Origin of the sequence: Saliphagus sp. LR7, from assembly GCF_003344565.1 — an archaeon.
Taxonomy (GTDB): Archaea; Halobacteriota; Halobacteria; order Halobacteriales; family Natrialbaceae; genus Saliphagus; species Saliphagus infecundisoli.
Genome location: NZ_QPND01000020.1, coordinates 49704 through 61888, shown reverse-complemented (window position 1 = coordinate 61888; position 12185 = coordinate 49704). Strand labels below are relative to the sequence as shown.

Sequence of the window (12185 nt, the reverse complement as noted above, 5' to 3'; positions counted from 1 at the left end):
GGGAGCTCACTCGGAAGTGTATCGTGCATAACCTCACGCAGGCGGCGAGTTAGGGCTCGCCGCCTGCTCTCTTTCTCCGGACGTATCCGGGAGAGGCATCGCCGCCGTCACCGAACCAAGAGACCAAGATACCATAGTTCTGACCCTTCAACACGCATCAGTAGCGACCGCTACTGCATCTTCTGATCCCGATATCCCGTCTCTAACGCCGTGAACGTCTGAACGAGCGTCCTTACCTCGACGCAGTCTTGCGATTCAACAAGGCATGTTGAACGCAAGATGGACTCGGGGTGGTGTCGGTCACCTTGTTATCATGCCCTAAGAGGTTGATTCTGGAGTGAAGATATAAATTAGCTTTCAATATCGGGTCATGTGCTTCAGGAGCCCTTGCCGTCGCATTCGACGGAGATGAAGCCGCTGAAAACTTCTGGGGGCAACTCAGAGACGGTCAAGCCAACCGCTATTTCTAACGCGCAACGAGGTCAAAGAGTACCTCTCGACAGCTCTGTCAACGCTCAACTCACCCCCGAATCTACGAGTATCTCTGCCAATCCTATAGTACCGTCTCAAGCGTAAACCGCTTAGTGTATCTCTGTTCTGAGACTCGGGCAGGATTCATGTTTCTGAGAAATTCTAATAGGCAGAATAAACTTAGGACGGTGCTAGCCGTTGTGATGGTCTTTCTCGCTACTCAAGGTTTTAGTTCCTGTTCCCGCAACTTCCGCCGCTGAATCTTCCCAGTTGTCGTCGTCGGCAGGGTATCGACGAACTCAATCTCGCGGGGGTACTCGTGTTTAGCCAGGTTCTCGCTCACGATATTCCGTATCTCCTCGCACAGGGTGTCGTCGCCGGTCACGCCCGCGACGAGCTGGACGAACGCCTTGATGATCTCTCCGCGGGTCTCGTCTGGGACGCCGATCACGCCGACCTGTTCGACAGCCGGGTATTCGAGGATCGCACTCTCGATTTCGCCCGGCCCGACGCGGTACCCTGCGGTGATGATGACGTCGTCGTCGCGGGCCTTAAACCAGAAGTACCCGTCCTCGTCCCTGTACCCGAGATCTCCCGTGAGATGCCACTCGACGCCGTCTGGACCGGTCAGGCTCGCTTCGGCGGTCTTCTCGGGCTGGTTCCAGTACTCCTGGAAGACCACTGGATCGCCGTCGCGACGAACTGCGATCATCCCCCCCTCGTCGTCGCTGAGCCGCTCGCCGGTTTTCTGATCGACAATGGCCACGTCGTGTCCGGGGACGGGCTTGCCCATGCTGCCGGCCCGGACCGAGAACTGCCTCCGGCAGTTCGTCACGAGCAGGTTCGCCTCGGTCTGCCCGTAGAGTTCGTTGATCGCCACGCCCTCCAACTGCTCGCGGGCCCACTCGAGGATTTCAGGCGTCAGCGGCTCACCGCCCGAGCAGATGGTCTTGACGGCGAGGTCGTAACGGTCGGTCGGCTCCTCTACGGCCATCATCACCCGGATGGCCGTTGGCGGGAGGAACGTATCTGTGACGCCGAACTCCTCGAACAACTCGAAGGCTGTCTCGGCGTCGAAGCTCCCCATCGGGTATCCCACCACCGGGCGACCGTAGTGCCAGGCAGGGAAGACGAGGTCGCCGAGCGCCCCGATCCAGGCCCAGTCGGCGGGCGTCCAAAACATTGACTCAAAGATGTCCCGCTCGAAGTACATGTAGAAGGCGGGACAGTGGCCAACCCAGACGCCGTGCCCGTGGAGGACACCCTTCGGCGGGCCGGTCGACCCGCTGGTATAGAGAATAATGGCAGGCGTGCCTTCGTCGGTCTCGGCAACATCGACGTCCGTCGGCTGACCCTCGTAGAGGGCGCTAAATGGCTCGGTCCCCTTAGGATGGTCGCCCGCGTCAACGGCGACGATGTGCTCCAGGTCGGGGCAGTCCTCGCGCACCCTGGTGACGCTCTCGAGTACCGACTCGTCGGCGACGGCCACGCTCGCCCCGCTGTCCTTGAGCCGATACTGAAGAGCGTCGGGGCCGAACAGGACCGAGAGTGGGAGCGAGATAACTCCCAGTTTCCAGCAGGCTAGGTGCATCAGCGGGTTCGCTGGCTTCTGCGGGACGATCACTGCTACGCGGTCGCCGCGACCGACGCCACGCTCGACTAACCCGTGCGCGACCTGCGCCGAGAGTTTGTCCATTTCGCGGAAGGTGTAGGTCTCCCGCCGGCCGTCCGGGTAGGCCTGGTAAAGCGCCGGCTTGTCGCGGTCGTCGTGCTTTCGAAGGCAGTCTCGTGCGATATTGTAACCGTCGGGAAAGTCCCACTCGAATTCTTTGCGAGCCTCTTTGTAGGTATCGTAGTCAAGCGTGATGTGCCAAGGCATACTACCCTCTAAGTCTAACTTGGTGATGAAAGTATAGGTTCAGTACTTCACCTATGGAAACACTGCTACCTGAAAAACCACCGTTATCGATAAAATAGGTACACTCATCAGTAAGAGATTGTTGATACAGTTCAGACGTGCACATTTTGATCGGAATTAGGTAGGCAGATCGGTTCTCTGATACGGCCTCAGATCAGTGGGTGTATACTAAAACCACACGAAAGAGACCATCAATAATCTCCTTCGCTTGAGAGTTTCCGATTTACTGCTACGATCCGTCCATCACGTATCCCGACGCTGCCGTGAAACCATGGTGCTCCCGTCCCGTCGACAATGCGGACGTTTTTCAAGAGGAGGTCACAAATCACGCTTCCCAGATATGGCTCAACTGGTAAACAGATACGCCTGTTCATCGGCCCATGGAATTCCATGTTCAGGAACGATCACAGAGATAACACTGGAGAACGCACTATTTCCGATCACGACCAGCGTATTGAGCATATTCACACCCAGGAAAGAAGACGTTGGTCATGTCAGCTAATCTGGTATTTCCCGATTCCCACGGACGGCACCGTCAGGCGAACACTCCAGTCATTTCAGGGATATTAATTAATAAATTTTGTATTGAATTTGGGTTCCTCGGAGGATTGCTGCAACACGATAATACTAAAAGGGAGAGAGAATAGTATGATCATGGAACACGAGCAGCTAAAACGCCAGGTGAACTCCCACATTGAGGCTAATGTTGAGGACATGGTAGGCCTGCTTGAGGATCTTGTCGGCGAGATGACGGTCATCGGAAATGAGCGTCCGGGTCAGGAGGTCATCATCGAGAAGTTCGACGAGATGGGATTGGAGTCCGATGTGTGGACGCCCGACGCCGAGCAACTCAGGCAACATGAGGCGTTTTTCGAGACACAAGCGTACCAAGAGGTCGGCTACGAGGACCGGCCGAATGTTGTCGCAACCATCAAAGGAGCCGGTGAAGGGCCGACGTTGGCGCTGAGCGGTCACATGGATGTTGTGCCGGTAACCGAATCAGAGTGGGAACACGACCCGTTCGAACTAACACACGAGGATGGATGCCTGTACGGCCGCGGTGCCGGCGACATGAAGGGTGGAACCGTGGCGTTCGTTCACGCTGTCGAGAGTCTCAGACAGCTCGACATCAAACTGGAGGGCGATTTGTACCTCCAAAGTACTATCGAAGAGGAGGACGGCGGCGTCGGGGGCCTCCTATCGGCGTTGATGCGAGGGTATCTTCCCGACGGGGCGATTATTCCGGAGCCATTGGGAGTTCCGAATCTGGGGATGGCGAGCGCCGGGGTCCGGTACTTCCAAATAACGGTCCGTGGGAAGAGCGCCCACGTCGGCTTCGGGTACCAGGGAGTCAATGGCCTTGACAAGGCGATGAAGGTATACGAAGCCCTGCGCGAACTTGACGCCAAGCGTAAGGCTCGGATCGAATACGAACCGGCCTATCGGCTCGACCCACAGATGCGAGGGCACGAGACTAACCTGAACATTGGTATTATCCAGGCTGCTGACTGGCCGGCCATCATCCCGGGAGAGGTCGTCATGAAGGGGCGGCTGGGCTGGCCACCAGGCGAGGAACCCGAAGAGGTCATCGGCGAACTGGTCGAAACTATAGACCGCGTCGCCGAGGAGGACGAGTGGCTCAGTGATCACCCCCCAGAGCTGGAGTTCTTCGGGCTGCAGGCCGACCCTCACGAGGTCGATCCCTCGGAGGTGTTGCTCCAGACTGCGATGAAAAACGCCGAGTGGGTCACCGGACGCAACGGTGTTTTCTACGGCGGAAGCGCCGGAAACGACACAAGATACTACAAGCGATACTACGATATCCCGGCGACGTCGGTCGGCCCCGAGGCCACCGACATTCACGGTGCCGACGAATTCGTCACTGTCGACTCCCTCCTAGAAACGTCCAAGACAATCGCGGACACGGTTATCGACTACTGCGGCGTCGCCGAGGAGCCATAAGAGAGGGGCTCCGCAGGTCCGTGAGGGTACTGGTGCCGGTCCCCCTCGATCAAAACTGCACTGTAACGTGGCTTTTGGAAAATGTCCTGCCCGGACCACAGCTATCGATATCTGTTTCTTCACCACTGGAACGAGAAGACCTCGATTGAAGAAACGTTCTCTGCGTTGAAAACAGCCGAAGACGACGTTAAGCCTGTCTGATATACACACGACTCTACGTGTCCGGGCTATAATTCGTTGGCGGCGTGTGAAGCACTCACTCGAGGGCGACCCATTCATCGGTTTCGGCCGATTCGTAGACGGCGTCCAGGAATCGAAGAACAGCCAGTGAATCGTGGATCGTCGCGTTGAGACTGGGATCCGAGTCTCGGCCCTCGACAGTGTTGAGGAAGTTCGCCATGTAATCGAGACCGATGGTTCCCCCGTACCCCATGGAGTCATCATAGTCGTAATCAATCGTCCGTCGGGGGGCGACTGGCCACTTGGTGTAGGAGTCGAGTTCGAGGACGTCTCGGTCGGCGGGCGTGTCGCTCCCTGACCACGCTGCCCGCCCCTCTGAACCGTGGATGCCGATATACGTGTCGTACTCCCGATCATAATAGCCGGCCTGGAGGGTGCCGAGCGCTCCCGACTCGGCCAGTTCGAACTGGACGGTCGCCCCGTCCTCAACCTCGACGCCATCGGCACCGTACTCCACCTGGGCGTTGACTCGCGCGGCCGGTTCGTCTAGCATGAACCGCAGCATATCGATCGTGTGACAACCTAGCCACTGAAGGATGCCGCCGCGACTCGAATCGACCCGATAGGAGTACTGCGAAGCATCTCGAAATCGGCCGAGCTGGGAGGTGATCATGCGGGCCTCGACCGCGCGGAGATCGCCGAAGAATCCCTCGATGACCCGGGAACGCATCTCGCGAGTGACAGCATTAGCGCGGTTCTGGTAGCCCGCGACGACGGTGATCCCGGCGGTCTCGGCCGCGTCTATCGCAGGCTCAAGTTCGGCTGCGGTCCGGGCCAGGGTCTTCTCGGCGTAAACGTCGACGCCGTACTCTGCGGCAAGTTCGATAGCTGGCGGCGTGTCCTGGTTCGGGAGTGACATCCACACTGCGTCGACGGCCTCACTAGTGAACAGTTCCTCGATGTCGTCGTAAATCGGCGCGCCGTCGAGCCCCGGGAAGTCCTCGGCGTTGACGCTCTCATTCAGTTCGCATGCGCAGGTGACCTCGGTGGGGAGTTCTTGGAGACTCTCAAGGTACATCATTGCGTGAGGGTTAGCCAGCCCGATGAATCCAACTGTCGTAGACATGGTCCGTTTAGCGGAGCGGTGGCCAGCGATTAAATCTTTACCCTCGACGGGGGGTCGTGTTTAGTTAAATGTGAAAAGTGTGGCGGACGGATTTCTTGGTGGCCATACCAGAAATCAGCCGTCTCAGTGGGAAGAGAAACTGGCTCGATTTGGGGTTTGAGGAGTGAGAGCGGACACCTAAGCCAGCGATGGCGTTGAGTTTTCAATCGGACGGTTCGGGGCTCTCGCTGTTGAATACTGCCGAATTACTCGAAGACTTGGGTGTTCAATGGTCGCGGAAAGCGATCCATGATTGGATCCAGAAAGCCGATCTACAGCCAGAATCCGGGAACACTCCAAATCAGATCTCGGTTGACGAAACAGTGATTCATATCAATGACCAGTAATTCTAGCTGTACGCCGCCGCTGACCCACAAACGAACCACCTGCTTCACGTTCGTCTCTTTTCGCCCACTACCACCGCTCTCACCGAAATAGTCCTTCGCGAACTGCGAGAAAAGCACGATGTCGAAAACCGCCGTATTTCTTGTTGATGGTGCTCAATACCTTCAATAGCGCTTCAACGAGCTGACTCCGATTTCAGAGACCTGGCCAAGGAAATCGAAACATTGACGAACACATTTTTCGAGAGCTAAAGAGACGAACGTCGTCGTATCGAACTGCTTCAGTCACGTCATCTCACGAACAGCCAAAAACTGGTCACAGGGCTTTGTTTACTGGCCAAACTTTCCAAAATAATCACTATCGACGGGGACGGGACAACGTTTATTACCTGTTTCGGCTGAACTACGAGCGCATGCGACCGATCACTCCGGACAAGACACCCGACATCGACGTACCGCTTTCCCACGGCATCGTCCACGAGGACCTCCTATTCATCTCCGGACAGGTCCCGTTCGACATGCAGACAGGGGATGTCGTCGGTGACGACATCGGCGAGCAGACAGACCAGACGCTTGATAACGTTACGGCAGTCCTCAACTCGGTCGGTGCCTCCCTGGACGACGTACTCAAGACCACTGTCTTCCTGGTCGACATCAATGATTTCGATCGGCTAAACGAGGTGTACCGTAAGCGCATGAGCGAACCGTATCCGGCCCGGAGCGTTATCGAGGTGTCGGACCTGGCGGCGGACATCCTCGTCGAGATTGAGGCAGTCGCCCAAGTGTAGGCGCCCCTTCCAACGCGATCGTTCTTTCTGGAGCCCAGTAGAAGCGTTGAGTCACGCAGGACCGTCTACAACCCCGAGGAGATCACGATGGGAGTACGTCCACGAAGATGCTGGCGAAATTACAGTGTATCATCACTAATTGTCCACTCTGGCTCAGAGCCTACTAACTGACGCGTAATAGCAAAGGAAGTGAATGAATCAGTCACTTGATCCATCCACCGTCCAGATACACATCTGATGAACCTTCCATAACTCAAATAAGTACTCACAGATTTGAACGAGTTCATTACGAACAGTCAACTCAAGATTCTTGCTCTGGAGGTATTTGAGTTGATTCCAATCGGATCTATTGAATCCACAGACTGCGTCGGGATAAGTCGATAGAACGACAGAGATGAAGCGGAAGAAGCCAGTTGTGCAAAAAGTCCTCTTCCGCTTCGTTAAACAGGCTGTCTCGATCGCACGAAAACTTACTGATGCTGCGGTGATGCAGGTCAGTCATCCTGCCGGCAACGGAGTTGTCGGCTGGAAGCACGCCGTCTTGCACTTTTTCCGTGTTCACATGGAAGCGACACATGTCGAGGTTATCGATTGGGCCGAAGAATTGGAGCGGGTACGATCCGCGCTCGAGGACGAGCGCGGCGAGTTCCCTGGCCCATCTGCGCTCTGCAAATCCTTCGACCGGGCGCCGATGTGCATCTGACGAGAGCTGCTCCGACTCTCGTCGGAACTGCTCGACCAGAACGGTCACGCTGCCATCGACGGCACCTACTTCGACCGCCAACAGGCCTCGAGCCACTATCTCAAACGATGTGGTCGGGACGTACAGACCGTACAAACGACATTTCTCCGTCGATACCGCGCAGGGCGCGGTTATCGATGTCCATTGTAGTGCGAAGTGGCTAAACGGTACGAACATCGGCCCGCAGGTCGCCTGCGTTCCGCAGGGCGACCTGCTCAGTCTCGCTGCCGACAAAGGCTACGACGACATGAGCTTCCGCGAAAAGCTACGGCTGAAGACGTCAGACCGCTCATCAAGCACCGCGTCTTCGCGCCGTACGATCACGCTTTCCTCAGTGAAGATTAGGAATGATGGTCAGCGTCTTCGAGAAGGAAGATGATCAGCCATCCCCAATTTTCTTCCCAGCTATCGCTGTAGTTAACCGACCGACATCGATCGCTCATGTACCTTCCGAACACCTGACTACTGGCGGCCCTCAGTCGCCGGGTGAAGCCCTCCGTAAGTGACTGTCCACCACCTCACCAGACAGCACCCCCCATGTAGTCACAAGGTTTAAGCACCCACAATAACATTATTTATCCAGTTATTATGGCAGTGGAATCCACCGGGCAATCTTCAACAAGCCAGGAAACTGACCACATTCTCGAAATTCGCAATGTAGATGTGAAGTTTGGTATGGAGAGAGGAACGTCGAAGGTGTTGGATAATGTGAGCGCCGATATTAACCGAGAAGAAATTTTAGGGGTCGTTGGCGAAAGCGGATCCGGAAAATCGATGTTTGCATCGGCGCTTCTTGACGCCGTCGTTCGGCCGGGGAGAACGTCCGGGGAGATCACGTATTTTTCTGAATCAGGTGATAAGATTGATGTACTCGGACTGGATGACAAAGATCTAAAGAAATTTAGATGGGAAGAAATTTCTATGGTGTTTCAGGGGGCGATGAATTCATTCAACCCGACGATAACTATTGAGAAACACTTCAAAGAAACGCTAAAAGCGCATGATTATAACGTTGAGGAAGGATTAGATCGAGCCCGTGAAATACTATCCGATCTTTATCTCGATCCCGATCGAATATTTCGCTCCTACACACACGAACTGAGCGGTGGCATGAAACAACGAACACTCATCGCTCTAAGCCTAGTTCTCGAACCCCCTGTTCTGGTGCTGGATGAACCGACGGCGGCACTTGATTTACTGATGCAACGATCGATTTTAACTCTTCTACGCGAGTTAAAGGAAAAGTATAACCTCACTCTAATCTTCATTACACACGATTTACCACTCATCGCGGAGCTATCAGATCGAATGGCGATAATGTACGCCTTTGAGTTTGTTGAGCTGGGGACAACCAAGGAAGTACTGGAAAACGCGTCACATCCATACACTCGGTCGTTGTTGAATTCGACACCTAATCTTGAGACGGAAGTTGAGGACATGGAACCGATCGAAGGGTCGAGTCCCGACCCGGTTAATATCCCATCGGGCTGTTCGTACCACCCCAGGTGCCCGTTAGCAGATGGTCTCTGTGAAAGCGAAGACCCGGGGTATGAAGAAATATCTCGATCCCATCGAGCCGCGTGTTTTCACTGGGAACAATCCGCAGATGCGGTACCCTTTAGCTTGCAGTCAGGTGAGAACAGCAATCGAGAACGCAACGGGATGGATGACGTATCCGAGGAAGGATACTCGGACGTCTCCCGAGAAGAGGATGACATCATCATGTCGCTGGACGATGTCGAAGTCCACTTCAAGGAGAGTTCCGGAATTATCGAGCGGATATTTTCAGACCCAAATATAGTGAGAGCTGTCGACGGTGTCGATCTGGAAATCTACGAAGACGAAGTTATCGCACTGGTCGGCGAAAGCGGATGTGGAAAGACAACGCTTGGCAAAACCGCTGTTGGATTACAACGTCCAACAGGTGGAACAGTCAAATACCGCGGAAAGGATATATGGGCGGACAAAGGAGACCTCATGGACGGAAACGTGCGAAAGGCATTACAGATCATACATCAGGATCCGGGCAGCTCATTGAATCCATATCGGAAAATCCAGTCGATCCTGAGTGAAGCACTAATCAAATGGTACCCAGATCTTGGGCCTGAAGATCGACGAGCAAGAATCCTCGCGATGCTTGAGAAAGTCGGAATGACACCGGTAAAAGATTATAGCCGGCGATATCCCCACCAGCTCAGTGGTGGCGAAAAACAGCGGGTCGCCCTAATACAGTCGTTATTGGTGAATCCGGACGTCATCCTCGCCGACGAAGCGGTGAGCGCGCTGGACGTCTCTCTACGGGTCGAGATGATGGACCTTATGCTCAATCTCCAATCAGAGATAAACACCTCATATATATTTATTTCACATGACCTGTCCAATGCCAGGTACATAACTGAAAAATCCAATGGCCGAATCGGGATTATGTACCTCGGAAAGCTGGTCGAAATCGGGTCTCCAGAGCAGATTATCAACAACCCACAACATCCATATACAAAGGCACTCTGCTGGGCTACTCCACAACTGAATTACACACCCCCTGAAGAAGAGCTACCGCTCCGGACGATTGACGTTCCCGACCCGATAAATCCGCCGTCGGGCTGTCAATTCCATACGCGGTGCCCGGAGGCGCGGGAAATATGCACGGAAGTTGAGCCGGATCTATATAGCGAGCATGGCGCACAGAAAGTTGCCTGTTTCAGGACGAAGGAAGATCACGAATACTGGGAGAGCAAGTCGATCGTTGAAACAGACTAAGAACACGATCTAAACGGACCTCTCATCGGAGTTGTTGACGAAAGTACCAATTATGGGTGTCCTCTATGCATCCATGATAGTTATGAAGTAGACGTGCTGCGAGCTTCTACTGACGATGCTATCCTATAGAGTCGGTAACCGCCCGTTTCGAACCAATCTATCGAAACGGGTGGCAACTACGTGTGGTTCACCCTACAATTGAGCGTTGGCCGTAGCCGTTCCAGCCACGGTGAGTATAGTGATTCGACGACAAGAACCAGCATAAATTGGGAGACAGTGAAGAGCACCGGGTCGGGAAAGCTACATCAAACGTCGACAGTGGTATCCTTCGTGAGCTCCGTATTGACTAGGTATCTAGGGGCCTCTCCTTGGAGTACTTTCACGATTTCTTCCGCAGCTTTCCGTTGTAACTCCTCCATCGACTGTTCCGAGTACCAGGCAGCGTGGGGAGTTATGATGATGTTTTGTTGGTCGACCAACGGAGATCCGTCGGGTGGCTCATTCTCCATTACGTCGACACCCGCACAGGCGATTTCATCCTCTTCGAGAGCTTTGTAGAGTGCAGATTCGTCGATAACTTGACCGCGTGACGTATTGACGAAAATAGCGTCATCCTTCATAGTTTTAAACGCATCGATATCAAACATATGGTACGATTCTTCGTTTAGCGGAACGTGCGACGTGATCAAATCAGATCGAGACAGGAGTTCATCGAAACAAACCTTTTCAACTCCGTACTCTGCCATCTTCGATTCGGAAACGTCGGGGTCGTACGAAACTACATCAAAGCTGAATCCGTCCAGTTTCTCTACGAGTCGTCTTGGGATTTTCCCGAAGGCGACGACGCCGAGTGTCTGTCCTCGAAGCCGTCGTAATGGACGTTGTGTTTCCCAGTCCCACCCGCCGTCACCCACTTGCTTGTCGTACTGACTCACTGAACGTGCACAATTCAGTAGTAACGAGATCGCATGGCTCGAAACCTCTTCAATACTGTAGTCGGGAACGTTCGTAACCGGTACACCGTACTTAGTAGCACTGTCAAGATCGATATGATCCACCCCAATTCCGTACGAGGAGACGACCTGAAGACCTTCGATTTGCTCGAACACTTCCTCAGATATTGAGATGTGGGTTGCTGTCAGAATTGCGTCCACGTCGGTCTTCTCAGCTGCGTCCAGGATCTCACCAGTAGAGCCAGCCCCCGTGGCGATCATCTCGATTCCCGCTTCGGCAAAGACCTTACGCTCGGGATTGAAGCTGGGGAATACGATCTCGGTAGCAAGAACTCTTCCTGACATTGTTGACTCCGATGAGTTTTACTACAGGAGCAGTCTTAAATCCCTCGAATTGGGTGTTCAAATAACGAACATTTTATGAAAGGACTGCTCACGGAGACCACGTGACCGGCCGGAATTGTCACAGCGAGGATCTCGATAGCGATCCACTTTGGCATGCGATCGACGAGCTCTCTCCCATCGGAGGTTTACTTGGGAACCATCGCACCGTGGAGTGAAAGCCTGACCCCCTCGACATCGGGCAGGATCTTCCGGATGCCATCAAAAATGGTGCCCACGTGGAACTCGTAGGTTTCCTCCTCGACCGGCCCACTTGACATGGCGGTCTCTGCGACGATGTGGTCGAGATCAATGTCGTCGCGGTCCGCGGCGTTGAGGGACCCCGTCGATCTGCTTCTCGGTGTCACGAGGTGTCATTCAAGGTCCGTCCCAAAGGGTTCCCACCGGTTTTGGAAGCCAGTTCGGTCCGCAACCTGCTCGACGAAGTTGTTCGTCTCGAACCCGAAGGCGTCACAGACGACTGTACCTACGCTCTCACCTCCACCACCTCCGCTCGCGATAAT

Annotated in this window: 7 protein-coding genes and 2 pseudogenes; 5 read left to right on the top strand and 4 right to left on the bottom strand. The window is 54.5% G+C overall.

Features of this window, described 5'->3' with window-relative positions:
• Window positions 1-691: 691 nt before the first annotated feature.
• Window positions 692-2350: an acyl-CoA synthetase gene (locus DVH23_RS19230; protein WP_114579020.1), complete on the bottom strand. Its 1659-nt coding sequence runs from the start codon at window positions 2348-2350 to the stop codon at window positions 692-694.
• 693 nt (window positions 2351-3043) lie between these two features.
• On the opposite strand from DVH23_RS19230, the gene DVH23_RS19220 reads away from it, so the two are divergent.
• On the top strand, window positions 3044-4351 hold the full coding sequence (locus DVH23_RS19220; protein WP_114579023.1) for an ArgE/DapE family deacylase: 1308 nt from the start codon (window positions 3044-3046) through the stop codon (window positions 4349-4351).
• A gap of 256 nt (window positions 4352-4607) precedes the next feature.
• Here DVH23_RS19220 and DVH23_RS19215 read toward each other — a convergent pair whose 3' ends face one another.
• On the bottom strand, window positions 4608-5657 hold the full coding sequence (locus DVH23_RS19215) for a Gfo/Idh/MocA family protein (RefSeq protein ID WP_114579019.1): 1050 nt from the start codon (window positions 5655-5657) through the stop codon (window positions 4608-4610).
• A gap of 104 nt (window positions 5658-5761) precedes the next feature.
• Between DVH23_RS19215 and DVH23_RS19210 the strand changes: the two are divergent.
• The 4 genes and pseudogenes from DVH23_RS19210 to DVH23_RS19190 all read left to right on the top strand — a co-directional run bounded on the left by DVH23_RS19210 (window position 5762) and on the right by DVH23_RS19190 (window position 10327).
• Window positions 5762-6395: pseudogene (locus tag DVH23_RS19210) on the top strand (IS6 family transposase).
• A 58-nt stretch (window positions 6396-6453) separates the two neighbouring features.
• Window positions 6454-6828, top strand: coding sequence for a RidA family protein (locus tag DVH23_RS19205; protein WP_114579018.1), 375 nt, complete (start codon window positions 6454-6456; stop codon window positions 6826-6828).
• Between the two features lie 394 nt (window positions 6829-7222).
• Window positions 7223-7897, top strand: a pseudogene (locus DVH23_RS19195) (IS5/IS1182 family transposase); the annotation flags it as partial.
• A 261-nt stretch (window positions 7898-8158) separates the two neighbouring features.
• Complete coding sequence (locus DVH23_RS19190; protein ID WP_114579017.1) at window positions 8159-10327, top strand: ABC transporter ATP-binding protein; 2169 nt, start codon at window positions 8159-8161, stop codon at window positions 10325-10327.
• A 305-nt stretch (window positions 10328-10632) separates the two neighbouring features.
• Here the strand turns inward: DVH23_RS19190 and DVH23_RS19185 are convergent, their stop codons facing one another.
• Both DVH23_RS19185 and DVH23_RS19180 read right to left on the bottom strand, forming a co-directional pair.
• Window positions 10633-11625, bottom strand: a complete 993-nt coding sequence (locus tag DVH23_RS19185; RefSeq protein ID WP_114579016.1) for a C-terminal binding protein — start codon at window positions 11623-11625, stop codon at window positions 10633-10635.
• Window positions 11626-11810: 185 nt separating this feature from the next.
• Window positions 11811-12029, bottom strand: a complete 219-nt coding sequence (locus tag DVH23_RS19180) for a M81 family metallopeptidase (RefSeq protein WP_114579015.1) — start codon at window positions 12027-12029, stop codon at window positions 11811-11813.
• Window positions 12030-12185 lie beyond the last annotated feature (156 nt).